At 35.6% G+C, this 24,015-nt stretch carries 22 protein-coding genes; 14 read left to right on the plus strand and 8 right to left on the minus strand.

The features are described 5' to 3' along the window. Positions 1-224 precede the first annotated feature (224 nt). From dnaJ to ffh, 7 genes are all read left to right on the plus strand, one after another. Positions 225-1,292, plus strand: coding sequence for a molecular chaperone DnaJ (dnaJ, locus tag V4D31_RS09040; RefSeq protein ID WP_353686110.1), 1,068 nt, complete (start codon positions 225-227; stop codon positions 1,290-1,292). 2 nt (positions 1,293-1,294) lie between these two features. Next, complete coding sequence (locus tag V4D31_RS09045) at positions 1,295-1,633, plus strand: MerR family transcriptional regulator (RefSeq protein WP_353686111.1); 339 nt, start codon at positions 1,295-1,297, stop codon at positions 1,631-1,633. Between the two features lie 24 nt (positions 1,634-1,657). Next, on the plus strand, positions 1,658-4,288 hold the full coding sequence (clpB, locus tag V4D31_RS09050) for an ATP-dependent chaperone ClpB (RefSeq protein ID WP_353686112.1): 2,631 nt from the start codon (positions 1,658-1,660) through the stop codon (positions 4,286-4,288). Between the two features lie 18 nt (positions 4,289-4,306). Beyond that, on the plus strand, positions 4,307-4,756 hold the full coding sequence (locus tag V4D31_RS09055) for an Hsp20/alpha crystallin family protein (RefSeq protein ID WP_353686113.1): 450 nt from the start codon (positions 4,307-4,309) through the stop codon (positions 4,754-4,756). A gap of 154 nt (positions 4,757-4,910) precedes the next feature. Further along, positions 4,911-5,243, plus strand: coding sequence for a thioredoxin (trxA, locus tag V4D31_RS09060; RefSeq protein WP_353686114.1), 333 nt, complete (start codon positions 4,911-4,913; stop codon positions 5,241-5,243). A 3-nt stretch (positions 5,244-5,246) separates the two neighbouring features. Then, the gene (locus V4D31_RS09065) at positions 5,247-5,747 is read left to right on the plus strand and encodes a TlpA disulfide reductase family protein (RefSeq protein ID WP_353686115.1); all 501 of its coding nucleotides are present in this window, start codon (positions 5,247-5,249) and stop codon (positions 5,745-5,747) included. 3 nt (positions 5,748-5,750) lie between these two features. Then, positions 5,751-7,073 (plus strand): signal recognition particle protein, encoded by a 1,323-nt coding sequence (ffh, locus tag V4D31_RS09070; protein WP_353686116.1) that lies wholly within the window; start codon positions 5,751-5,753, stop codon positions 7,071-7,073. On the opposite strand, the gene V4D31_RS09075 is transcribed toward ffh, so the two are convergent. The 6 genes from V4D31_RS09075 to V4D31_RS09100 are packed head-to-tail and all read right to left on the minus strand — an operon-like array spanning position 7,070 to position 11,594. Then, complete coding sequence (locus tag V4D31_RS09075) at positions 7,070-7,732, minus strand: ABC transporter ATP-binding protein (RefSeq protein ID WP_353686117.1); 663 nt, start codon at positions 7,730-7,732, stop codon at positions 7,070-7,072. The genes ffh and V4D31_RS09075 overlap by 4 nt on opposite strands. Positions 7,733-7,761: 29 nt before the next feature. Further along, positions 7,762-8,505 (minus strand): cobalt ECF transporter T component CbiQ, encoded by a 744-nt coding sequence (gene cbiQ / locus V4D31_RS09080; RefSeq protein WP_353686118.1) that lies wholly within the window; start codon positions 8,503-8,505, stop codon positions 7,762-7,764. Next, a complete protein-coding gene (locus V4D31_RS09085) occupies positions 8,495-9,097 on the minus strand; it encodes a hypothetical protein (RefSeq protein WP_353686119.1) in 603 nt (200 codons plus the stop codon). Before V4D31_RS09085 ends, cbiQ begins: the two co-directional genes overlap by 11 nt. Then, positions 9,094-9,687 carry a cobalt transporter CbiM gene (gene cbiM / locus V4D31_RS09090; RefSeq protein WP_353686120.1) on the minus strand — a complete coding sequence of 198 codons (594 nt, stop codon included), beginning with the start codon at positions 9,685-9,687 and terminating at the stop codon, positions 9,094-9,096. The genes V4D31_RS09085 and cbiM overlap by 4 nt, the downstream gene beginning before the upstream one ends. Beyond that, a complete protein-coding gene (locus tag V4D31_RS09095) occupies positions 9,687-10,457 on the minus strand; it encodes a DUF4198 domain-containing protein (protein WP_353686121.1) in 771 nt (256 codons plus the stop codon). Before V4D31_RS09095 ends, cbiM begins: the two co-directional genes overlap by 1 nt. A 15-nt stretch (positions 10,458-10,472) precedes the next feature. Beyond that, a complete protein-coding gene (locus V4D31_RS09100; RefSeq protein WP_353686122.1) occupies positions 10,473-11,594 on the minus strand; it encodes a carbohydrate porin in 1,122 nt (373 codons plus the stop codon). Between the two features lie 190 nt (positions 11,595-11,784). Between V4D31_RS09100 and V4D31_RS09105 the strand changes: the two genes are divergently transcribed. Then, complete coding sequence (locus tag V4D31_RS09105; protein WP_353686123.1) at positions 11,785-13,134, plus strand: TrpB-like pyridoxal phosphate-dependent enzyme; 1,350 nt, start codon at positions 11,785-11,787, stop codon at positions 13,132-13,134. Between the two features lie 41 nt (positions 13,135-13,175). Here V4D31_RS09105 and V4D31_RS09110 read toward each other — a convergent pair whose 3' ends face one another. Both V4D31_RS09110 and smc read right to left on the minus strand, forming a co-directional pair. Then, the gene (locus tag V4D31_RS09110; RefSeq protein WP_353686124.1) at positions 13,176-14,534 is read right to left on the minus strand and encodes an FAD-linked oxidase C-terminal domain-containing protein; all 1,359 of its coding nucleotides are present in this window, start codon (positions 14,532-14,534) and stop codon (positions 13,176-13,178) included. Further along, positions 14,531-17,986: a chromosome segregation protein SMC gene (gene smc / locus V4D31_RS09115; protein ID WP_353686125.1), complete on the minus strand. Its 3,456-nt coding sequence runs from the start codon at positions 17,984-17,986 to the stop codon at positions 14,531-14,533. Before smc ends, V4D31_RS09110 begins: the two co-directional genes overlap by 4 nt. 147 nt (positions 17,987-18,133) lie before the next feature. On the opposite strand from smc, the gene dsrA reads away from it, so the two are divergent. The 6 genes from dsrA (at position 18,134) to V4D31_RS09145 (ending at position 23,938) form a co-directional block, all read left to right on the plus strand. After that, positions 18,134-19,342 carry a dissimilatory-type sulfite reductase subunit alpha gene (dsrA, locus tag V4D31_RS09120; protein ID WP_353686126.1) on the plus strand — a complete coding sequence of 403 codons (1,209 nt, stop codon included), beginning with the start codon at positions 18,134-18,136 and terminating at the stop codon, positions 19,340-19,342. Positions 19,343-19,365: 23 nt separating this feature from the next. Beyond that, a complete protein-coding gene (gene dsrB, locus V4D31_RS09125) occupies positions 19,366-20,481 on the plus strand; it encodes a dissimilatory-type sulfite reductase subunit beta (RefSeq protein ID WP_353686127.1) in 1,116 nt (371 codons plus the stop codon). 53 nt (positions 20,482-20,534) lie between these two features. Beyond that, the gene (locus V4D31_RS09130; protein WP_353686128.1) at positions 20,535-20,759 is read left to right on the plus strand and encodes a hypothetical protein; all 225 of its coding nucleotides are present in this window, start codon (positions 20,535-20,537) and stop codon (positions 20,757-20,759) included. A gap of 71 nt (positions 20,760-20,830) precedes the next feature. After that, positions 20,831-21,313, plus strand: a complete 483-nt coding sequence (locus V4D31_RS09135; protein ID WP_353686129.1) for a CinA family protein — start codon at positions 20,831-20,833, stop codon at positions 21,311-21,313. Between the two features lie 175 nt (positions 21,314-21,488). After that, positions 21,489-23,495: an NAD-dependent DNA ligase LigA gene (gene ligA, locus V4D31_RS09140; RefSeq protein WP_353686130.1), complete on the plus strand. Its 2,007-nt coding sequence runs from the start codon at positions 21,489-21,491 to the stop codon at positions 23,493-23,495. 2 nt (positions 23,496-23,497) lie between these two features. Continuing rightward, the gene (locus tag V4D31_RS09145) at positions 23,498-23,938 is read left to right on the plus strand and encodes a 23S rRNA (pseudouridine(1915)-N(3))-methyltransferase RlmH (protein WP_353686131.1); all 441 of its coding nucleotides are present in this window, start codon (positions 23,498-23,500) and stop codon (positions 23,936-23,938) included. Positions 23,939-24,015 lie beyond the last annotated feature (77 nt).

Raw genomic sequence — 24,015 nt, forward strand, 5'->3', positions numbered from 1 at the left:
GAATCTCACTTCTTAAAATTGCCAATAGAGGCAACAAAACATTGCGTTTCCTGTCTTTGCGAAAGACTCAATGCCCTGAGGAATTTCTGACTATTACCAGTGTATAAAAGACAAGAAGATTCCTCGCTTTGTTCAGAATAACAATGAAAAGCCTCAAAATAACATTTTTTATTGGCAATCTCATGATATTGATATAAATTAACTCAATATGTTAAAATGGTTTTATGGAACGCAAAGATTACTATAAAATTCTCGGTGTAAGCAAGGATGCTACACAGGAAGAGATAAAGAAGGCTTATCGTAAGCTTGCAAGAAAGTATCATCCTGATTTAAATCCCGGAAATAAAGAGGCTGAGGAGAAGTTTAAGGAGATAAATGAGGCATATGCAGTTCTGAGTGATCCGCAGAAAAGGGCTGAGTATGACAGGGGCGAAACCTTTGATTTTAAGGGCTTTGATTTTGGTGGCTTTGATTTTACAAAAGGCTTTGACCTTGGAGATATTTTTGGAGATATATTCGGTGAGACATTTACTCAAACAAGAACTGCCTATTCAAAGGGCGAAGATATAGTTATTCCTGTTATATTAACCTTTGAAGAAGCTTATAAAGGCACTGTTAAGCCAGTTACCTATCAGAGATACATTGAGTGCCAGCTCTGTCATGGAAGCGGTGCTGATAAAGTGGATATATGCTCAAGATGTGGCGGCACAGGAAGAATTCAAACCTCAAGGGGATTTATGAGAGTTAGTCAGACATGTCCTAATTGTGGGGGAACAGGAAGGACTGCCTCATCAAAGTGTAAAAATTGTGGTGGGACAGGAAGAATTTTAATCACAGAGACAGTAAAGGCAAAAATTCCAGCGGGAGTTGATAATGGTTCAACAGTAAAGGTTAAAGGATATGGAAATGCTGGTAGAGGCGGTGCACCTTATGGTGATCTTATACTTGAGGTTAATGTTACTGCTCATCCATTTTTCACCAGAAAAGGAGATGACATATACATTGAGCTTCCAGTAACATTCGTTGAAGCTGCATTAGGAGCTAAAGTGGATGTTCCGACAGCAGATGGAAATACAGTCACAATGAAGATTCCAGAAGGAACACAGGGTGGACAGAAATTCAGAATTTCAGGGAAAGGATTTCCCTCTCCTAAAGGTGGCAGAAAAGGAGACATGTATGTTGTGATAAAAATAGTAGTTCCCAGAGGATTAACAGCTTCTGAAAAGGAGGAAATCAGAAAAATCGAACGCCTTTATAAAGAAAATCCAAGAGAATTCATGTTGAGGAGGTAAGCATGAGACAGGACGACAGACTCTATATGATAAGCATGGTATGCAGATTGCTCAATGTTCATCCTCAGACAGTGAGGCTTTATGAGAGGGAAGGTTTTATAAAACCAAGGAGAATTAAAAGACAAAGAGTTTATACTGATGAAGATCTTGAAAGACTTAATTTTGTAATAAAACTTACAAAGGAATTTGGAGTTAACAGAGCTGGAGTGGATATTATTTTAAGAATGCGTGAAAGGATGCAGATAATGGAACAATTCATACAGGAATTACTTCGCTATGTTGATGAAGACATAAGACAGCAGATTGAAAAAAGAATTAAAAAAATTTTTGAAGAATTTTAAGGAGGAAATTTAAGGAGGAAATCTATGAGATTTGATAGACTTACCTATAAAACGCAGGAAGCAATAACACAGGCACAGAGAATTGCCTCTCAGCACGGTAATCAGCAGATAGATGTGGAGCACCTTATTTATGCTCTAATTGAAGACACTGAGGGGCTTGTTCCCCGTATTTTAAAAGAATGCGGAGCAGATTTAAATACATTAAAAGCAGATTTAAAGAAAGCCATTGATAGAATCCCAAAGGTTTACGGTGCTCAACCCCTTGAGCAGATTTACATTACTCCAAGACTCAATCAGCTTTTTGAGAAAGCTGAAGCAGAAGCTGAGCATCTTAAGGATGAGTATATAAGTGTGGAGCATCTTCTTATAGCTCTTTTTGATGTGGGTGGTCCTGCCCTTGATGCCATAAAAAAGCAGGCAGTTACCCGGCAGAAAGTGCTTGATGCAATGAGGAAAATAAGAGGAGTTCATCAAGTAACTGACCCCAATCCAGAGGAAAAGTATCAGGCACTGGTCAGATATGGTAAAAATCTGACAGAGTTAGCCCGCAAAGGTAAGCTTGATCCAGTCATTGGAAGAGATGAAGAAATAAGAAGAGTTATTCAGGTTCTATCAAGAAGGACAAAGAATAATCCAGTGCTTATTGGAGACCCTGGTGTTGGTAAAACTGCAATAGTTGAAGGTCTTGCACAGAGAATTGTGGCAGGCGATGTTCCAGAGTCTTTGAGAGACAAGGAATTGATAGCCCTTGATATAGGAGCACTTCTTGCAGGTGCAAAATACAGGGGAGAATTTGAGGAAAGACTCAAGGCAGTACTTAAGGAGATTACACAGTCAGAGGGACGGATTATAACTTTCATAGATGAGCTTCACACACTTGTAGGTGCTGGTGCAGCAGAAGGAGCAGTTGATGCTGCAAACATGCTCAAGCCAGCTCTGGCAAGGGGGGAACTAAGATGCATTGGTGCAACAACTGTAAATGAATACAGAAAATACATTGAAAAAGACCCTGCCCTTGAAAGAAGATTTCAGCCTATTCTGGTTAAAGAGCCCACTGTTGAGGATACAATATCAATTTTGAGAGGACTTAAAGAAAGGTATGAAGTTCATCATGGTGTGAAGATAAAGGATTCAGCACTGGTTGCTGCTGCAGTTCTTTCAGCAAGATACATAACTGACAGATACCTTCCAGACAAAGCCATTGACCTGATTGATGAGGCTGCAGCAAAGCTCAGAATGGAGATTGATAGCATGCCCATTGAACTTGATGAAATTGAGAGAAAACTCCGTCAGCTTGAGATAGAAAGACAGGCATTGAGCAAAGAGCCAACTGAGGACGCAAAGGAAAAGATAGAAAAGATTTCCCATGAGATAGAGCAACTCCTTGCAAAAAAAGAGGAATTAAGCAGACAGTGGCAAGCTGAAAAGGAGATTATTTTAAAAATTAGAGAGATAAAGGCAGAGATTGAGCAAACCCGTATTGCCTCTGAGCAGGCAGAGCGTCAGGGAGACCTTACAAGAGCAGCAGAACTCAGATATGGCAGACTAATTGAGCTTCAGAAAGCCCTTGATGAGGCAAATGCCCATTTGAAGGAGATTCAGAAAAAAAGAAAGATGCTTAAAGAAGAAGTTGATGAAGAAGATATAGCAGAGGTTGTGGCAAAGTGGACTGGAATTCCTGTTAAAAAACTTCTTGAAAGCGAAACCCAGAAGTTAATTAAAATGGAAGAGCGCCTCCGTCAGAGAGTTGTTGGTCAGGATGAAGCTATTCAGGCAGTATCAAATGCAATAAGAAGAGCAAGAGCAGGACTACAGGATCCTAATCGTCCAATTGGTTCATTTATGTTTTTGGGACCAACTGGTGTGGGTAAAACAGAGCTTGCAAAAGCTCTGGCAGAGTTTCTCTTTGATGATGAAAATGCCATGATAAGAATTGACATGTCCGAGTATCAGGAGCGTCATACAGTAAGCAGACTAATTGGTGCGCCTCCTGGCTATGTTGGTTATGAAGAAGGTGGTCAGCTTACAGAAGCGGTTCGCAGGCGTCCATACAGTGTTGTTCTTTTTGATGAAGTTGAAAAAGCCCATCCAGAAGTCTTCAATGTTCTGCTTCAGGTTCTTGATGATGGCAGGCTCACTGATGGACATGGAAGAACCGTTGATTTTCGTAACACAATAATAATTATGACATCAAACATAGGAAGTGCCCATATTCAGGAGTTTCTTGAAAGTGCAGGCTCTGAGCACTGGCAGGATTTGAAAAAGGATTTAAAAACAAAAATTATGGATGACTTAAGAGCTTTCTTCAGACCTGAGTTTCTTAACAGGATTGATGAGATAATTATATTCAATCCATTAAGCAGGGAAGTAATGAAAGAGATTATAGAAATTCAGATTAACAGAATAAAGCAGTATCTCAAGCAGAGAAAGATTGATATTACTCTTACAGAAGAGGCAAAAGAATACATTGCAAGAATTGGTTATGATCCTGTATATGGTGCAAGACCGCTGAGAAGGGTGTTGCAGAAAGAGATACTTGACCCTCTTGCAATAAAGCTTATTGAAGGAGTTTTTAAAGAAGGAGATATTGTGGAAGTTGATTTCAAAGATGGTAAAATTATATTTAATAGAGTTGTTATAGCAGAAGCAGCCTAAAAATTTAGGAGGTGTAAAATGGCTATTGTAAAATGGAGTCCTTTAAAGGAGATTGAAGAAATAAGAAAGGAAATGGACAGACTCTTTGAAGAGTTTCTTTCACCTGTTCGGAGGAAGAGGACTGTTAGTAGCGAGGGAATTATTTCTCCCAATGTGGATATCTTTGAAAGAGGGAATGAATTAGTCATTCAGGTTGAGATTCCAGGAGTTGACAAGCAGGATATAGATTTAACAATTACTGATGATAGACTCCTAATCAAAGGAGAAATTAAAAAACCTGAAGGTGTTTCTGAAGAAGACTATATTTTGAATGAAAGAAGCTATGGCCCTTTTTCAAGAACTATTAATTTACCAGCAGATGTTGATAAATCTTCTGTTAAGGCGAATCTAAATAATGGCTTGCTTGAAATAGTTATTTTAAGAAAAGAAGAAGCAAAGCCAAGAGAGATAAAAATTCCACTGGAATGAATTTAAAGATTCATAGCTGTCCTGAGCTTGCCAGTGAGCAGGCTCAGGATTTTTCATTTGCTCAATTAAAATATAGGAACTCTAACATTGACAAAACAAGAGAGAAAAATTTATTTTAAAAAAAGTTGCTTACAAAATCTTTGTGGAGGTCAAAATGGCAGAAGGCATTGTAGAACTTACAAGTGCTAAATGGGAATCAGAAGTTTTAAACTCCAAAGGTATAATAATGGTGGATTTCTGGGCACCGTGGTGTGGTCCATGCAGAATAATTGCTCCAACAATAGAGGAGCTTGCTAAGGAATATGAAGGGAAAATTAAAGTAGGAAAACTTAATACAGATGAAAATCCTGATATTGCAACGCGTTATGGAATAATGGGAATTCCTACAATTATGTTTTTCAAAGATGGGCAGAGAGTTGACCAGATAGTGGGAGTTGTTCCAAAATCTATATTAAAAAGTAAACTGGATAGCCTCCTCAATAGTTGATTTGTGAAAAAGCTTTTAATCTTAATTCTTATACTGCTAATTCCACAAGCAGGGCAGAGTGCACTTAGAACAGGTGACTCTGCTCCGAATTTTTTCTTAACTGATATAAATGGCAAGCCTGTGCAGTTGTATCAAATTAAAGGTAGGGTCATAGTTATAGAATTTCTTTCAAATAAATGTTTTGCCTGCGATTATGTAATTCCGGACATAAACAAACTTTATGAGAAATTCAAAAATAAAAATGTTCAAATAGTTGGAGTTATATTTAATGACGAAATAGAGGAGCCGCAAAAACTCAACGAATTTGCAAAAAGCAGAGGAATTCAATATCCTTTATTTATAGCTGATGTAAAGGTAAAAAAATTTTACAATATTTACGGGTTTCCAAATTTTTTTATTTTAAATGAGAAAAAAAATATTATGAAAATATACAGAGGGATAACACAGGATACTTTTGGTTTATTTAACAAAGAAATTGAAAAGCTCCTCTTAAACAAGAGGTAATTAATGTTTGAGGCATTAACAGATAAACTTGAAGCAATATTTAAAAAACTCAAAGGCAGGGGTATTCTTAAAGAAGAAGATGTTGATTCTGCTTTAAAAGAAATAAGAATCGCTCTTTTAGAAGCAGACGTTAACTTTAAAGTTGTTAAATCTTTTATTGAAAGAGTCCGTCATAAAGCTATTGGTAAAGAAATTCTTGAAAGCCTTTCCCCTGCTCAGCAGGTAATAAAGATTGTTTATGATGAACTGTGTGAACTGCTGGGAGGAAGCACTGCAAAGATTCAGCTGAGCCCAAACCCACCAACTGTAATAATGATGGTTGGACTGCACGGCTCTGGAAAAACAACCACTTCAGCAAAGCTTGCAAGAATTTTCAAAAAACAGGGTCGCAGGCCAATGCTTGTTGCAGCAGACCTTCAAAGACCAGCAGCTATTGAGCAGCTTGTTACTCTGGGTAAGCAGATAGATGTTACAGTATTTCATTCTTACGAAATTAAAAATCCAGTAGAGCTTTGTAAGGAAGCGCTTAAAAAAGCTGTAATTGATAGAATGGATCCAGTAATTGTTGATACTGCTGGAAGAATGCATGTGGATGAAGAATTGATGCAGGAGTTACAAGATGTAAAAGAGATTCTTAAACCCCATGAAGTTCTTTTTGTTGCCGATGCAATGACAGGGCAGGATGCAGTAAACATTGCAAAAAGCTTCAATGAAAAAATAGGTATTACAGGAGTTATTCTAACAAAAATGGATGGTGATGCTCGTGGTGGTGCTGCACTTTCAATAAAAGAAGTAACAGGTAAGCCTATAAAACTTATTGGAACTGGTGAAAAACTTGACGCTCTTGAGGAGTTTCATCCTGACAGGATGGCAAATAGAATTCTTGGAATGGGAGATATTCTTACACTTATTGAACAGGCACAGAAAGCCTATGATCAAAAAGAAGCTGAAAAGTTAAAGAAAAAAATCGAAAAAGAAGAATTCACATTCGAAGATCTAAAAGATCAAATAAGAAAAATGAGAAAAATGGGACCTCTTGAAAACATTCTTTCAATGCTTCCAGGAGCCAATAAAATATTAAAGGAAATAAAAATTGATGAGAAAGAGTTTGTTAAGGTTGAGGCAATAATTAATTCAATGACACCTGAAGAGCGCAGAAATCCGAAAATTTTAAATGCAAGTAGAAGAATTCGTATTGCTAAAGGAAGTGGAACAACAGTAACAGATGTTAACAGGCTCATTAAACAATTCAATGAGATGAAAAAAATGATGAAACAGTTAAAACACGGCAAGGGCTTTAAACTACCGAAGATATTTCCTTTTTAATAGCTCCTTAGAGTAGAAATCATGCCATTTTTAAGAAGATAGACTTTATCAGTTGCTTGTTCTATAAAATCCTTATCGTGTGAAACAACAACATAGGTCTTTGCATTATTTGTGAGATATTGAAGAAGTCTCTCTTTAGTTTTTTCATCAAGACCATTTGATGGCTCATCTAAAAGATAACAGACAGGTCTCATTGCTATAACTGTTGCAAGTGCAACAAGTCTTTTTTCTCCTCCAGAAAGTTTATAGGTTAATCTATCTTCAAATCCATTTAACCCCAAAATTTCGCAGGTCTCCTTTACAATTTTTAATGCTTCTTGCTTTGATTTCCCAAGATTAAAAGGTCCAAAAGCTATATCTTCTTTTACTGTTGGACAGAAAAGCTGACTATCTGAATCCTGAAAAAGAAGTCCTATCTTTTGTCTTACTTCAATAAAATCTTTCTCTTTTTGCCTGACTGTCCCAAATATCTCAACTGTCCCAGAAAAAGGTTTTAACAATCCCATTATGATGTATAAAAGAGTTGTTTTACCTGAACCATTAGGTCCAATAAGACCAATTCTATCTTCTTCATAAACATCAAAGTTTACATCCTTTAGCACAGCCCTTCCATCATAATTAAAATTAATATTCCTGAGTCTTATAATCGGCTCTTTCATGTTTCTATCCCTATTGATGATTTTTTAAATTATGCCAAAACCAGAATTACAACAAACATAAAAATTGAAACAACACTGAATATTATATCAATTTTTCTTATTTGAAAATGCTCAAAAAGCGGAAAATATCCTTGAAAGCCTCTGCAAAGCATTGCCCTGTAAATCTCTTCTGCTCTTTCATAGCTTTTAATAAGCATTCCTCCAACAATGTAGGCATAGGTCCTGTAAGTGTGAAGCGTTGTTTTTGGAACAAAACCCCTGGCAAGCACAGCTCTTTTTATTTTTAAATATTCCTCATGGATAACTATAATGTAACGATAAAAAAGAAAGAAAACTGTCACAAGCTTTTTCGGAGCTTTAAGATGAAGCATTGCATGGGCTAAAGAATTAACAGAGGAAGTGCTAAGAAGTGTTATTGTTGCGATAATGATTGCATTAGATTTAAGTGTAATTGATAATGCATAAAAAATTCCTTCCTGGCTAATCTTTAACCCTGCGAATGAGAAATGACTATTGCCAGGATAACTCAAAGGAACAAAAATCCAGATAAAAAGAATAAAAAAATTTGCCACACCAAGCCTTGAAAAAAGAGGCTTTATTCTTAATCGAGCAAGAAAAACAGAAAAAATAGAATAAAGCAAAAACAAAGATGGAGTTTTCAATCCTGAAGCAGTTGCACAGAGGATACTGAATATTGAAAAAACTATGATTTTTAATCTCGGATCTGCCTTATTTAAAAAAGAACTTCCCTCTGAAAACTCTTCAAGATGCATTTTTCTTTCTTTTAATAAACATTATTACTCCCCAGACCCCAAAGATATATCCTATTCCTCCAATTATGTCTCTTATACTGATTTTATCCAACTGTTTTCTCAAATCCATCATCTCACTTCTTAATCCCTGAAGCTTTGCTTCCATTGCTTCATCAATAATTTGTTTGAGTTCTTCTTTATTGATTGATGCTGAAGGAATCTGTTGTTTCTGAGTCTCTTTAACAGGTTCTTGCTTTTTTACTTCCTTTTTTTCAGGCTTTTCAACTGCCTCAAGGATGTATTCTGCTCTGTGACCTTCTCCAGCAGGAATTACTATTTTTAGTTCTCCAGTCTCTGAAGTTTTAAAATTAAATCTTCCCTTTTCATCAGTAGTGGTCTCTGTAATTTTTTTACCTCTACTGTCATAAACCTCAACCTTAGAGTTTTTACAGGGCGAGCCATCAACAAAATAGCACTCTCCAATTACTTTATCACCCTCCCTGTATGCATAGGCGCTCACCTTATGAGCATAAACATCGCTGGAAAGGAGAAGTTGTAAGCAAACAATTATAAAAAAAAGACAAAAATATCCTGGATTGAGCAACTTTTTCATCTCAATGCCTCCGGTTTTACTTTTTTAATATATAATACAACAAAACCCGTTATTATTCCCTCCACCAAAGCAATTGGAAGATGCATTGTAAAAAGAGTTATAGCAACTCCCATAAAGCTTTTTTCAGTTTCAATTAAAGCCAGACTTACAAACACAGTACCAATAAGCACAGAAGATGCTCCACCAAGAGCTCCTCCAATAAAGGCAGTATTTCTACCTTTGTGTAACAACCTTCTAAAGACATAATATGATAGTACTGCAGGCATTGCCATTGCAAAGGTGTTTACTCCAAGTGTTGTAAGTCCTCCAAATTGAAAAAGTAAAGCCTGCAAAACAAGTCCCACAAATATAGCAGGAAATGCTGCCCATCCAAGGAGCATTCCAACAAGCCCGTTTAAAACAAGATGAGCAGAGGTAGGACCTATGGGAATATGAATTAATGATGCAACAAAAAAAGCAGAAGAAAGGACAGCAACCTTTGGAATATCTTCATTTTTAATTTTTTTAAGCCCAAGAGTAAGCCCTATTAAAGACAAAACAGCGCCGGCAAGCAGAACCGGCGCAGAAAGAACTCCTTCAGATATATGCATTATTTCATCTCCCTTGCCTTAACCCAGATAATTCCACCAATCTCAACAGGATATTCTTTCCCATCTTTTTTAATCTTGTAAGGAGCATCAGTGAGTGCTGCAAATCCCCACCATCCAGCCTTAGGAATTGCATAGGTAAATACACCATTTGCATCAGCTTTTATAACCTGTGTTATGTAAGGCTCCTTCGGTGCTTTAACCTTACCACCTTCATTAAAGTATTCAACCTCAACATCTGCAAAAGGCAGAGGCTTTCCATTAACTTTAACAATTCCCTGAAATACATTTCCAACCCAGAGCCCATAAGGTCTTGTAAGTGGAACAATCTCGATGGGAAGTCCAACTTCCTTATCCCATCCTTCTTCTTTTCCTAAAGCCTGAACAACAACCTTTGGATAGTGGGCTATGAATTTTTCCTCTGCTGGCTCCCAGTAAGGAACTGGTTCAAGATAAAATATGTAGTCTCCTGGACGCTTGATTGTAAAAGTTGTCTCCCATGCATTTTTGCCCTTTACTTTTTTGTTAACAAGGGTGCTTAGCAGATCAGTTTTTTCATCACCAAGCATTACACCAAAAGCCTTTGGTTTTTCCATGTTAAGCCATTCTTGCTCAAAGGGATGCATGAAATATACTTTCAGTGTGATTTTTTTTGAGTCTTTCTCTCCGATAATGTCATCAGATGGCATTATTACTCCAAAATGTGCCAATGCTGTGCCTGTAAGAAATAATACTGCAATGATGCTGATTAAAAGACTTTTAAACTTCTTCATCTTAAACCTCCTCCTTTAAAAGTTAATGTTAAATCTTACTCCATATATATGTCCTGCTTTTGTGCCTTCTTGACGGGTTTTGTCCTGTATGTATTGATAATCAAGGGTTATGTCAGAGCTTAAAAACTTATAAGCAAACAACTTAAACTTTACATAGGATTCAAATACTTGACTACGACTCAAATCCAGATTCTTTGATGGACTCTTTAAATATGCATAACCAACTCCCACTTCATCATCCTTTCTCCCCCACACTGATCCATTAAGATTTAATCCAAATGAAATCATTCTGTTGTAATCCACTGCTGCAGAGTCATCCTGCCATCCTGCACGGAGGAAAGCTCCAAGTGTGTCTTTTATTAGTTGTTGGTCAAAGGATACTCCAATCCCTCTTAATGCCTTATATGCATCTGCATCCCAGTTTTCAAACTTCTTGTTTGTTGTATAGGCATAAAGCCTGTAGTTTCCCTCACCAAGTGAGCTTTCAACTTTGTATCCAATCTGTGCACCTATCCAGTTATAGTTTTTTACATCCATATTTTCATTTTCATTTTTTGAACGCATTCCTACTAATCTTAAATGAAATCCACCTGCTTCAAATTCTGCTGCTACACCAGCATCATAGCTTGGTAAATTAGCTAAAGGATTATGAACCAGAGCTTCATTCATAAATTGATGTAATTCATCTGCTGCATAGGCATTGTCATCAATAAAAGCTGTTGAATCAATTATTCCTGCTGTTAGCTTAATGGACATATCTTTCTGAATTGGAAACTTATGAGAATACCACAACTCCTGTAAGTGATCCCTTGAATGACCATTAATATTTTGAAGATCAACAAATAAATCATCAGCATTGGGATTAAGCGTAAAAGGATAATCTCCTTTATGAAATCCGCTTCCTTTTGCAAAGCTTGCCCTTACAAAAAATTCATCGTTTTCAGTTGGTTTAAGGGATACATTAAAATCAATAACTGCAGAGCCACGATCCTTGTTTTCAACATTACCTTGAGCTTTGTTGAGCCATTGATAAACTGTTGTTGCTGAACCTGAAATTGATAGCCACTCTGTAATGTCAGCTGCATAAGTAAAAATAGGAAAAAGTAAAAAACTCAAAACAAATAAAACTTTTTTCATGTCCCCTCCTTAAAAAATTTTTTTTAAATAAAAAAGCCACGAAAGCTTAAACTCAAGCTCTTCTGAGCTAAATTAAGCCTTCGTGGCTTGGAAAAATGTTATCAAAATAGGAGATACAATGTCAAGAAAAATCTTGCAAAAATGTAAAAGGTATAATTATTATAAAAAATTACAGCAACTGGAGGACAGAATGAGAAGAATTTTACTTTCTGAAAAAGATTTACCAAGACAATGGTATAACATACAGGCTGATATGCCAAAGTTACCTCCTCCACCACTTAATCCAAAAACAAAGAAACCGATTTCTCCTGATGATTTAAAAATTATCTTTCCCGTGTCTCTTATTGAACAAGAAGTTACTACTGAAAGATGGATAGATATTCCACAAGAGGTTTTAGATATATATGCAAGCTTTCGTCCAACCCCTCTTTATAGAGCAATTGGACTTGAAAAGGCTCTTAAGACTCCTGCAAGGATTTATTTTAAACATGAAGGTTTTGGCCCGGCAGGGAGTCATAAGACAAATACTTCAATACCTCAGGCTTACTACAATAAAATTGAAGGGATAAAAAGAATAGCCACAGAAACTGGTGCAGGTCAGTGGGGTTCTGCCCTTGCATTAGCAGGAGCATTAATGGGAATAGAGATTACCGTCTATATGGTAAGAGTAAGCTATGATCAGAAACCGTACCGCAGAATAATGATGGAAACATGGGGAGCACAAGTTTATCCATCTCCCTCTGATAAAACTGAATCAGGAAGAAAAATTCTTCATGAAAATCCAGATCATCCTGGAACACTTGGAATTGCCATCTCAGAGGCAGTTGAAGATGCAGCAACCCATAAAGATACAAACTATGCTCTTGGTTCAGTGCTAAATCATGTTTTGCTTCATCAAACAATTATAGGACTTGAATGCAAAAAACAGCTTGAAATTGTAGGAGACTATCCAGATATTGTAATTGGTTGCTGTGGAGGAGGAAGCAATCTCGGTGGTATAAGCTTTCCATTCCTTTATGATAAGATTCATGGGAAGGATTTAAGAGTTATTGCTGTAGAGCCGTCTTCGTGCCCTACACTTACAAAGGGCGAGTTCAGATATGATTATGGCGATACCGCAGGATTTACACCTTTTCTCATGATGTATACCCTCGGACATGATTTTGTTCCTCCAGGAATTCATGCAGGAGGTTTAAGATATCATGGAGACGCTCCTCTCATAAGTCAGCTATATCACGATGGCCTGATTGAAGCACAGGCAGTAGGACAGACATCTGTCTTTGAATCTGCCATGCTTTTTGCAAGAAGCGAGGGAATTATTCCTGCTCCTGAAAGTGCTCATGCCATCAAGGTAGCAATAGATGAAGCATTAAAAGCAAAGGAAGAAGGAAAAGAAAGAGTAATACTTTTCAATCTAAGCGGAATAGGATTTCTTGATCTTCCTTCTTATGAGGCATATTTATCCGGGAGGCTTTCTGATTTTGAATATCCAGATGAAAAAATAAAGGAAGCTCTGAGAAAACTGCCTGAAATTTTTTGATTTCAACTGCTAAAATCAGGATAGTATTCTTCAGAGAATATTTAAAAAATCTTTCCTGGATTCATAAATCCCTTTGGATCAAAAATTCTTTTTATAGCCTGCATCAGTTCAATCTGTTTTTTTTCTAACTGAATATTAATATAAGGTTTTTTTGTTATGCCAATTCCATGTTCTCCTGAAATGGCTCCTCCCAGACTTACTACAAATTCAAAGATTTTTTTGACAAGTTCAAATCCTCGAGTTTTTTCCTCTTCATTGCCTTTTTCAACGAGAATGTTTACATGAATATTGCCATCTCCAGCATGACCAAAAGATATAATTGGAATATTTGATTCATTTGAAAGCTGATTTAACTTTATAAATGTTTTTGAGAGACTGTCTAAAGGAACAACAATATCAATATTGATTTTTTCTTTGTCCTGCATCTTCAAAATACATGGTGAGATGCTTCTACGGGCTTTCCATAAATTTTCTCTTGCATAGTAGTCTGTGGCAATCTGCGTTTCTCCTTTAAGTTTTCTCGCAATATTAACAATTTTTTCTCCATCTCTTTTAATAGAGGTTATTTCTCCATCAAGTTCAACAAGAAGCAAAGCTTCCACCTGAGTGGGCAGCCCCAATTCATAATTTTTTTCAATTAAGCTTAAACAGGAGCTGTCAAGAAATTCAAGGGTTCTTGGAACAATCCCTGAGCCAATGATTTTTGGAACAGCCTCTCCAGCAGAATCTATTGAATCAAAACTTATCAAAAGAGTAATTACTTCCTCTGGTTGTGGTAAAACCCTGAGTATTACTTTTGAAATTATTCCCAGTGTGCCTTCTGAACCAATAAAAAGCTCTTTTAATTCATATCCTGTAACTCTTTTAAGTGTTTTCCCACCTAATGTCAAAACTGCACCATTGGAAAGCACAACTTCACATCCCAGGCAATAGTTTCTTGTAACCCCGTATTTAACAGCTCGCGGACCACCAGCATTTGTTGCTACATTTCCACCAATTGTGCAGTAATCAAGAGATGCAGGATCCGGAGGATAAAAAAGTTCATGAATCATTAATTCTTTTTGAAGTTCTCCATTTATAACACCAGGTTCTACAATAGAAGTAAAATTTTTTTGATTTATTTCCAGAACTTCTCTCATTTTTTCAAGGCTAATTATAATGCTTTTTGAATTAATAGGAATAACTCCTCCTGCCATGCCTGTTCCTGCACCTCGTGGTAGTATTTTTAACCCTTTATTTGTTGCCCATTTTACAATTTTTACAATTTCTTCAGTGCTTTTAGGCCAAGCAATAAGCTCTGGAAGGCTTCCCTTTGCATAGGAAGCATCATAGCTGTAGCATATAAGGTCTTCTTTTTCGTCGGATATTTCTATTCCTTCAATTAATGTTAAATCTTTCATACATATGCCTCTGCTTCTTTTAGTTCTAAGGAAATTACTGTGGATACTCCTTCTTCCTGCATTGTTACTCCGTAGATATAATCTGCAATCTCCATCATGAGCTTATTATGGGTTACAATAAGAAATTGCGTGTTACTGCTTAACTGTTTTATCAATTTTCTTAATCTAAGGGTATTGATATCATCAAGAGGTGCGTCCACCTCGTCAAGAATGCATACAGGAGATGGACGAATACTTAAACAGGCAAATATAAAAGATAAAGCAGTAAGTGCTTTTTCTCCTCCAGAAAGAAGATTTATGTTGCCTGTCTTTTTGCCTGGCGGCTGAACATGTATTTCTATCTCTGACTCAAGGATGTTGTTTTCATCAGTGAGAATAATTTCAGCTTTTCCTCCTTCAAAAAGCTCATTAAATAGGCTGTTAAATCTTTCTTTTAAAAGATTGAATGTTTCTCTTAGTTTCTTTTTCGTGAGGGAGTTAATTTTTTTTATTGCTTCTTGTAGTTCTTCTATGGATGTTACAATGTCCTGTTTCTGGTTGATTAAAAAGTTATATCTTTCTTTAACATCTTCATATTCCTTCAAGATTTCAACATCAACAGGGCCAATTTCTTTGAGTTGATTTTTAAGCTGCGTTATGCGAGATTTAAATGTTTCCGTTTCTTGAGCTAGCTCAATCTGTTCTTTAATTATGTCAATTCCATAAATGCTGTAAATCTCATTCCATAGATTTTCAAGCTTTACTTTTTTTTCGCCTTCAATGGTTTTCTTCTCTCCAATTTCTGCTGTAATTTGGTGTAATTTTTCGTTTATGCTATGGTATTTTTTTTCCAGTTCTGTTAAAGATTCTTTTTCATTCTGAAGTTCTGTATAAAGCTTTTCTATTTGTTCTTTTAGATTGACTGTTTCAAGAGTAATCATTTCAATTGCTTTTAATATCTCTGCTTTTTCTTTTTCAATCTGAGATAATCTTTTCTGACTTTGCTCAATCTCTTTTTCATTTTTCTGTTGTTTCATTGTAAGTTTTTTAATTTCTTCATTCAGCCTGTTTATTTCCTGTCTTTTGTTATTGTATCTTTCCTTTAATGTGGACAGCATAATTTTTTTACTGGAAAGTTCTTCTTTCTGGCTTTCATTCGCGCGGGATGTCTCTTTTTGTTTATTTTTCAATTCTTCAATTTTTGTTTCTAAATCTTCAATTTCTATAGACAGTTGCTCAATTTCAGAGCGGGTTTTTTCCATGATTTTTGTGTTATGAAATATTTCATTTTGCAGAGCTTTTTCTTCATTTTCCATATATTTTGCTCTTTGCTTTATCTGCTCTATTTCTCTTTGAAGACTTTTATTTTTTTCTTCAGCCTTAAAAATTTCTTTTTGTATTTGAGAAAGCTTCAGTCTTTTACTTTCTATTTCTTTTTTGAGCTCCTGTTTTGTAGCTTGCATTTTTTCAATTTCTTGCTGTAAATATTCAATTTCCTTTGATATTTCAGACTTTTCATTATTCAAATCTTCAAGCATTCTTTTTTTCTTAAGAAGATTTGAGGTTTTGCCTGTTTTTATAAATCCATCTGGAAAAATCACTTCACCTTCTCTGGTCACAAAGCAGCAATTGGGAAATTCTTTTTTTATTTTCATTGCCTCTTTAAGATCGTTTACAATATAAACATTATTAAAAATGTTTTCATTAATCCCTGGTTCTTTTATTTTTATGTAACTTTTAATTTTTTTATCACTATGAGGGCTTTCATTTTTTTGATATTCAGAACTTAAAATTTCTTCGTTTTTTAAAAAGAACCAGCCCTTATTTTTAAAATTTTTAATTGTTTCAATGTCTTGTATTACTGAGGCTTTAAGCCTTTCTTCCATGAAAATCTCAATTAAGTCCTCAACTTCAGGGCTTACATCAATGCATTCAAAAAAGAGTTTGTAATTTTTGTTTTCCTGCCATATTTCTGATGAAAGGGCTTCAATTTTTCCATTTATTACTGCTTCTTTTTTCTTTTTTTCAATTATTAGCTGAGTTTTTGTTTCCAGCTGGTTTTCTAACTGGGAGAGTTGATTCTGAATAATGTTGTTTTTGTTGTTTTCTAATTGCAGGTTTTCTTTTAATTTTTTTATGTTTTCCTGAATTTTTTGAATTTCTGTTTCCATCTGGTGTATCCTTTGCATTGTTTCTTTTTTTCGTATATAAAGATTGTTTAACCTGTTTTGAGCATTTTCACCGGATTTTTTTATTGATTGGTAATAATTTTTCTTGTTCGCCAGTTCAGTGGTAAGATTAAAAAGAATTTTTCTCTGTTTTTCAATCTCCTTTTCAATCTCATTTATTTCTTTGTAAAAGTTCATTAGTTCTTGTTCTTTCTCAATGATTTCTTTTTGAAGATTGGCAATATTTTCCTCAATTTCTTCGTATTCAATACAAACAGCTTTTAAATCATTCTGAGATTTTTCTATTTCTCCTTTTAAAGCAAAGTTTTCTTCATGAAGTTTATTTATTAATTCTTTTTTATTTTTTTCTTCCTGCCAAATGAGAGTCTGTTGATTTTCTGCCTTTGTCTTTTCTATTTCTTTTTGCTTTAATTCTTTCTGTGTTTCCTGTATGACAGCTTCAATATGGGAGATTTTTCTCTTTTGCTCTTTAATCTTTTCTATGATTTTTTCATTTTCTTCTTTTAATTCTAATTGTGTATATTCAAGAATTTGAATATTTTCGTGAAGTTTTGCAATTTCTTCAAGGAGATTTAAGCTTTCAGCTTTAGAGACTTTTAATTCCAAATTTTTTAATTCTTCTATGGTTTTTTTATACTTTTCAGCTTTTTTTGCCTGTCTTTCAAGTAAAGAGTACTGTTTTTTTAGCTCGCTAATGATGTCTTCTATTCTTTGAAGATTTTCCTGTGCTGATTGAAGCTTTCCTTCAGATTCATTTTTTTTCATTTTATACAATGAAATTCCAGCACATTCTTCAACAAGAGCTTTTCTGTGAGAAGGCTTTGATAAAATCTCGTTAATTTTAATCTGGTCAATTATTGAATAACTTCTTATATCAACTCCCTCTGAAAGAAATATTTCTTTTATGTCTTTAAGCCTTGCCTGTTTACCATTGATGATAAAGTAGGATTCTCCAGTTCTGTAAAACCTTCTTTTTATTTCAGTTAATTCTGGTTCAGGTTGCCCTCCATTTTCTGATTTTTTTAGAGATCTTAATAGAATGGTTACTTCAGCAATGCCCTTTTCTTTTTTTGATTGAGAGCCTTGGAATATTACTTCTTCCATTTTTTCACCACGAAGAATTCTGGGATTGTGTTCTCCAAGGACCCATCTGAAGGCATCAACAATATTGCTTTTTCCTGCTCCATTTGGTCCAACAAAGCAGGTTATACCTTCATTGAGCTCTATTCTGGTTTTTTCAGGAAAAGATTTAAATCCGTTAAGTTCTATCCATTTAATTTGCATTAAAATATTTTATCTTATTTTGCATTTAAAAGCTTTAATGTAAACATAAAATTTTTTTATTTGACCAAAAATGTGTAACTATTTTACTGTTGATAGACACTAAAATTTGTGGTATAATTTAAAAAAATTTTAAAGCAGGAGGAAAATATGACAAAGAAGTATGACACACCTTTATTGGATGAGCTTGAAAAGGGACCTTTTCCAAGCTTTGTTACGGAAATCAAGAAGGCAGCAGAGAAAAATCCAATGGCTGCTGATCTATTAGGACAGTTAGAGAAAAGTTACAGAGACAAGATGACTTACTGGAAACATGGAGGTATTGTTACAGTAAGAGGATATGGAGGAGGAGTTATTGGAAGATATTCTCAATTACCAGAGCAATTTCCGAATGTAGCTCACTTTCATACTTGTCGTATTAATCAACCAGCAGGATTGTTTTATACTTCTGCTGCAATAAGATTTTTCTGTGATTTATGGGACAGATTTGGAAGCGGGCTGACAAACATGCATGGTTCAACAGGCGATACAGTTTTGCTTGGAACAACAACTAACAATCTTGAACCAATTGCTACTGTACTTAGTCTTAATGGATTTGATATTGGTGGTTCTGGTTCTGCGTTGAGAACTCCAAGTTGCTGTGTTGGTCCAGCAAGATGCGAGTGGGCAATGATTGACACACTTGATATTACTTACGAAATAACTCAGGAGTTTCAGGATGAACTCCACAGGCCGCAGTTTCCATACAAGTTTAAGTTTAAAATAGTAGGATGCCCGATTGACTGCAATGCTGCAATAGCTCGTGCAGACTGTTCAATAATTGGAACATGGAAAGGTCCAATAGAGATTGATCAGGACAAGGTAAAAGATTATGTTAAAAAGGGCGTAAATATTCAGGAAGAAATAGTGAATATGTGTCCTGGAAAGTGTATAAGCTGGGATGGAAATACATTAAAAATAAATAATGAAGATTGTCGTCACTGTTTCCATTGTATTGCAAAACTTCCAGGAGCACTGAAACCTACTCCTCCATTTGGAGCAATGATACTTATTGGTGCAAAAGCACCATTTGTTATTGGTGCAACTCTTTCCTGGGTAATAATCCCATTTATGGAAATGAAGCCGCCTTATGACGAGCTAAAAGAACTTACAAGAAAATGGTGGGATTGGTGGAATGAGTATGGAAAGAACAGAGAAAGAATTGGTGAACTTATTCTTCGTCGTGGAATGAGAGAATTCCTTGAGATTTCCGGTCTTGAACCAATACCAGAGATGGTTAAAGAGCCAAGAAATGATCCGTTCTTCTTCTGGAAAGAGGAAGATCTTGAAAAGAAGCCTTGGGAAGCATGGACAAAATAATAAAAAAATAAAGGAGGTTTAAAATGGGTGAAATTCCTGAGAAATTTTTTATTCCTGATGTAGTAGATGTAAAACAAAGAAAAACAGATATAGGACCACCTCATTACAAAAACTTTTTACCCCCAGTAATCCAGAAAAACTATGGAAACTGGAAAACTCATGAAATTTTAGGTCCTGGATTAATGGTTCATATAGCAAATTCTGGAGATAAACTCTGGACAGTAAGGATTGCCTCTCCAAGACTGTTAAGTACAACTACATTAAGAGATTTTGCTGATATTGCTGATAAGTATTGTGATGGATACTTTAGATTTACAACAAGAAACAATGTCGAGTTTCTTGTCTCTGATGAAAGCAAAGTAAAACCTTTGATGGATGAACTCAAGGCAAAAGGATACATGATTGGAGGAATTGGTCCAAGAGTAAGCAATATTGTTCATACACAAGGATGGGTTCACTGCCATTCATCAGCAACTGATGCCTCTGGTTTGGTTAAATGCATAATGGATGAGCTTGCTGACTACTTTACAACAAAAGAACTTCCAAATAAAGTAAGGATTGCAGTTGCATGTTGTACAAACATGTGTGGTGCGGTTCATTGCTCAGACATAGCGCTTGTTGGCATTCATAGAAAAATGCCAAGGATTGATCATGAAAGCTTTAAAAACCTTTGCGAGCTTCCAACTACAATGGCCGCATGCCCAACAGCTGCAATAACACCTGATCCAGCAAAGAAATCAGTAAAAATCAATGCAGAGAAGTGCATGTACTGTGGAAACTGCTTCTCAGTTTGTCCTGCCCTTCCAATTGCAGATCCAGTAAATGATGGAGTTGCAATAGTCGTAGGTGGAAAAGTTGGTAATCTAAGAACTCCACCAAAGTTTTCAAGGCTTGCTGTAGCATATTTACCTAATAATCCACCAAGATGGCCTGAAGTTACAAAAACAATTAGGAAAATTTTTGATGCCTATGCTGCTGGAGCAAAGAAGCATGAGAGAGTGGGCGAATGGATTGATAGGATTGGTTGGGAGAAATTTTTTGCAGTAACTGGGTTACCATTTACATATCAGCATATTGATGATTGGACATACGCTTTCACAACATACAGAACTACAGCTCAGGTCAAATGGGTTAAATAATAGGGAGGTTTTTGCCTCCCTTATTTAAATTTTTATGAAGGGAGTGATTTAAAATGGATAAGGAGGAGCTTAAAAAGCAGATTTATGAGCTTATCAAACAATCAACAGGGAAAAAGAAATACAAACAGATGGATGTAATAAAACATTTTAGAGAAAAGGGAGTTCCTGATGCTGAGACAAAAGCAGCAATAAGAGAGCTCATTGATGCTGGAGATTTAATATATACTTATTTTGGGGGAAGCTATATAGAACTTGGAGAAAAAGCCAAAGGTGCTTAATAGGAAGGAGGGTTTGGCCCTCCTTTTTTATTTTTTGTCATTCCCAGCACTTTTTTTGTTATAATTTGTTCATGAGCTTTTTAAATTCTATTGCGTTTGATATTGTTAAAAATTTTACAGAAAAACAAAAGACTCTATCAACAGCAGAATCCTGCACAGGTGGGCTTGTTGCCTCTTCAATAACAGATATTCCAGGTGCCAGTAAAGTTTTCCTTGGAGGAGTTGTTGTTTATGCAACAGAGATGAAAAAGCAAATTTTAAAAATTCCTGATGAAGTATTTCATTACGGAGTTATTTCAGGAGAAATGGCAGAAGCAATGGCAAAGGCAATAAAATCAATCACCGGCTCAGACTATTCAATTGCCACAACTGGAAATCTCGGACCTGACACAATGGAGGGAAAGCCAAAGGGTCTTATATATGTAGCAGTTGTTACACCATCTCATGTTTATGTTAAAGAGTTAAATTTGCAAGGTGACAGACTTTCAAATAAAAAAGAGGTAGCCCTTGAAGCATTAAAACTTATTATAAAACTCGTAGAAAAGAAAAAATAAATCTTGCACTGGTCGTTTTTGATGATAGAGTTTACGGTATAGATAAAGAAGGTGGTTTTTATCATGAATATCCCTTTGAAAATCCAAATTTACATATCCCATAGAAATAGATAAAACGTGTTGAATATTTGGGGGAACTGGGACTTTTTTAGAGACAATTACAGGAGGTTATATAATGAAAGAGATTCCAGAGGATGTAAAAAAAGAAATTGAAAGGCTTGTTAAAGAAATAAACTATCACAACTACCGTTACTATGTTCTTGATAGTCCTGTTATATCAGATGAAGAATATGACATGATGCTACGTAGACTCAAAGAGCTTGAAGAAAGATGGGGATATATTTTGCCTGACTCACCGACTCAGAGAGTTGGAGCAGCTCCATCTGAAAAGTTTGAAAAGGTTGAACACCGTGAACCCATGCTTTCCCTTGATAATGCCTTTTCTTATGAAGAATTAAGAGATTTTGATGAGAGAGTAAAAAGGCTTCTTGGCATTAATGAGTCTGTTGAGTATACAGTAGAGCCAAAATATGACGGACTTGCAATAGAGCTTTCCTATAAAAATGGACTTTTGTACAAAGCCTCCACCAGAGGAGATGGATATGTTGGCGAGGATATAACTCAAAACATTAAAACAATAAAATCAATTCCTCTAAGAATTGAAGGAGTCACTCCAGAAGAGATTGATATTCGTGGTGAAGTTTACATGAATATAGATGAATTTGAAAGAATAAACAGAGAAAGACAGGAAAAAGGTGAGCCAATTTTTGCCAATCCAAGAAATGCAGCCAGTGGTTCAGTGCGTCAATTTGACCCCTCAATTACAGCAAGTAGAAGACTTCATATAGCATGTTACGGTGTTGGATACTATCGAGGAGTTGAATTTAAAACTCAGTATGAGTTTATTCAGTGGCTTCGGCAGGCAAGATTTCCTGTTCCAGCATATGTAAAAGTGGCAAAAGGTATTGATGAAGTAATAGAGGCGATAAAAGAGATAGAAAAACTTAGAGCAGGTTATCCTTTTGAAACAGATGGAGCTGTTGTTAAAGTTAATAGTTTTGAACTTCAAAAACGTCTTGGTGCAAAAACACGGGAGCCAAGATGGGCTATTGCCTACAAATATCCTGCTCACCAGGGAATTACAAAACTGAAGGATATTGTTGCAAGCGTTGGAAGAACAGGTGTTATAACACCTGTGGCAATACTTGAACCTGTAAGAATTGGCGGAGTTACAGTTTCAAGATCAACTCTTCATAACTGGGATGAGGTAAAAAGAAAAGACATTAGAATTGGTGATTATGTAATTGTGGAAAGAGCTGGAGAAGTAATTCCACATATAATTGGCGTTGTTGTTGACCGTAGAACAGGACAGGAAGTGATTCCCAAGATTCCTGAGCATTGTCCTGTGTGTGGCTCAAAAACTGTAAGAGAGTTAGGAGAAGTTGCATTAAAATGCATTAACTTTAACTGTCCTGCCCAAGTTGAAGAAAGAATAAAGCATTTTGCATCACGCAGAGCCATGAATATTGAAGGATTGGGAGACAAAACTGTTGAACTTTTACATGAAAAAGGTCTTATAAAAAGTTTTGTTGATCTGTATAAGCTAAGACAGCAGGATATTAAAGGACTTCCAGGATTTGCTGATCTTTCATCAAAAAAGCTTATTGAGGCAATTGAACGCAGCAAAAAGACAACTCTTGCAAGATTTCTTTATGCTCTTGGAATAAGTCAGGTTGGTGAGTATGCGGCTAAACTTCTTGCTCAAAATTTTAAAAAACTTGAGGATCTTTATCATGTTAAAATGGAGCGTCTCATTGAGATCCCCCAGATTGGAGAAAAAACAGCAAGAGCAATTGAGCAGTTTTTTAATAATGAAGAAAACCTAAAAGCAATAGAGGAGCTTAAAAGTTTAGGATTAACAATTGAAAATCCTGATTATCAGAAAGAAAAAAAGCCTGCTTCGCTTGAAGGTTTTAGTTTTGTCATAACAGGAACCTTACCTAAACCAAGACACGAAGTCCAGGAAATGATTGAAAAGGCTGGTGGCAGGGTTTCTTCTTCAGTATCAAAAAATACAGACTATTTGATAGTAGGTGAAGAGCCAGGAAGCAAACTTGCAAAAGCAAAGGAATTAGGAGTGAAAATTATTTCTTACGAAGAATTACTAAAAATGCTGGAGTAAGTTTGTATAGATTTAGAATATATTATCCTGGCAAAACAAAAGCAAAATTTATAAAAGATGGAGTTTCTCATTATATTAGAATTATTAGTTCATTTGCAAAAATTGAAATCATTGAGCTAAAAGAAGCACATGGCGAAAAAGACAAAGTCATAGAGGAGGAATCAAGGACAATTTTAAATTCAGTAAAAGGAGATTTTATACTTCTTCACCGAGATGGCAAAAGCCTGAGTTCTTTAGAGTTTGCTGATTTTATTAAAAATAAATCTATTCATCAGTTCGTAATTGGCGGAGCTTACGGAGTGAATACAGAGGTTTATAATGCAGCTTCCTTCAAACTTTCTCTTTCCTGTTTAACCTTTACTCATGAAATGTCAAGACTTATACTTCTTGAGCAACTTTATAGGGCAATGACAATCATACATGGGAAAAACTATCATTATTGAGTTTGCCTTTTTCAGAAACATTTAAATTTTCTCAACTACCTTGTCATTTCGATGTACTCTCTGCCTCTGAGGAATCT

Source organism: Thermodesulfovibrio sp. 3462-1 (assembly GCF_040451425.1).
Classification (GTDB): domain Bacteria; phylum Nitrospirota; class Thermodesulfovibrionia; order Thermodesulfovibrionales; family Thermodesulfovibrionaceae; genus Thermodesulfovibrio; species Thermodesulfovibrio obliviosus.

Excerpts from the sequence above, each read along its gene's own strand:
- dnaJ (WP_353686110.1), top strand. The coding sequence starts at position 225 with ATGGAACGCAAAGATTACTATAAAATTCTCGGTGTAAGCAAGGATGCT.
- V4D31_RS09045 (WP_353686111.1), top strand. The coding sequence starts at position 1,295 with ATGAGACAGGACGACAGACTCTATATGATAAGCATGGTATGCAGATTG.
- clpB (WP_353686112.1), top strand. The coding sequence starts at position 1,658 with ATGAGATTTGATAGACTTACCTATAAAACGCAGGAAGCAATAACACAG.
- V4D31_RS09055 (WP_353686113.1), top strand. The coding sequence starts at position 4,307 with ATGGCTATTGTAAAATGGAGTCCTTTAAAGGAGATTGAAGAAATAAGA.
- trxA (WP_353686114.1), top strand. The coding sequence starts at position 4,911 with ATGGCAGAAGGCATTGTAGAACTTACAAGTGCTAAATGGGAATCAGAA.
- ffh (WP_353686116.1), top strand. The coding sequence starts at position 5,751 with ATGTTTGAGGCATTAACAGATAAACTTGAAGCAATATTTAAAAAACTC.
- V4D31_RS09075 (WP_353686117.1), bottom strand. The coding sequence starts at position 7,732 with ATGAAAGAGCCGATTATAAGACTCAGGAATATTAATTTTAATTATGAT.
- cbiQ (WP_353686118.1), bottom strand. The coding sequence starts at position 8,505 with ATGCATCTTGAAGAGTTTTCAGAGGGAAGTTCTTTTTTAAATAAGGCA.
- V4D31_RS09085 (WP_353686119.1), bottom strand. The coding sequence starts at position 9,097 with ATGAAAAAGTTGCTCAATCCAGGATATTTTTGTCTTTTTTTTATAATT.
- cbiM (WP_353686120.1), bottom strand. The coding sequence starts at position 9,687 with ATGCATATATCTGAAGGAGTTCTTTCTGCGCCGGTTCTGCTTGCCGGC.
- V4D31_RS09095 (WP_353686121.1), bottom strand. The coding sequence starts at position 10,457 with ATGAAGAAGTTTAAAAGTCTTTTAATCAGCATCATTGCAGTATTATTT.
- V4D31_RS09100 (WP_353686122.1), bottom strand. The coding sequence starts at position 11,594 with ATGAAAAAAGTTTTATTTGTTTTGAGTTTTTTACTTTTTCCTATTTTT.
- V4D31_RS09105 (WP_353686123.1), top strand. The coding sequence starts at position 11,785 with ATGAGAAGAATTTTACTTTCTGAAAAAGATTTACCAAGACAATGGTAT.
- V4D31_RS09110 (WP_353686124.1), bottom strand. The coding sequence starts at position 14,534 with ATGAAAGATTTAACATTAATTGAAGGAATAGAAATATCCGACGAAAAA.
- smc (WP_353686125.1), bottom strand. The coding sequence starts at position 17,986 with ATGCAAATTAAATGGATAGAACTTAACGGATTTAAATCTTTTCCTGAA.
- dsrA (WP_353686126.1), top strand. The coding sequence starts at position 18,134 with ATGACAAAGAAGTATGACACACCTTTATTGGATGAGCTTGAAAAGGGA.
- dsrB (WP_353686127.1), top strand. The coding sequence starts at position 19,366 with ATGGGTGAAATTCCTGAGAAATTTTTTATTCCTGATGTAGTAGATGTA.
- V4D31_RS09130 (WP_353686128.1), top strand. The coding sequence starts at position 20,535 with ATGGATAAGGAGGAGCTTAAAAAGCAGATTTATGAGCTTATCAAACAA.
- V4D31_RS09135 (WP_353686129.1), top strand. The coding sequence starts at position 20,831 with ATGAGCTTTTTAAATTCTATTGCGTTTGATATTGTTAAAAATTTTACA.
- ligA (WP_353686130.1), top strand. The coding sequence starts at position 21,489 with ATGAAAGAGATTCCAGAGGATGTAAAAAAAGAAATTGAAAGGCTTGTT.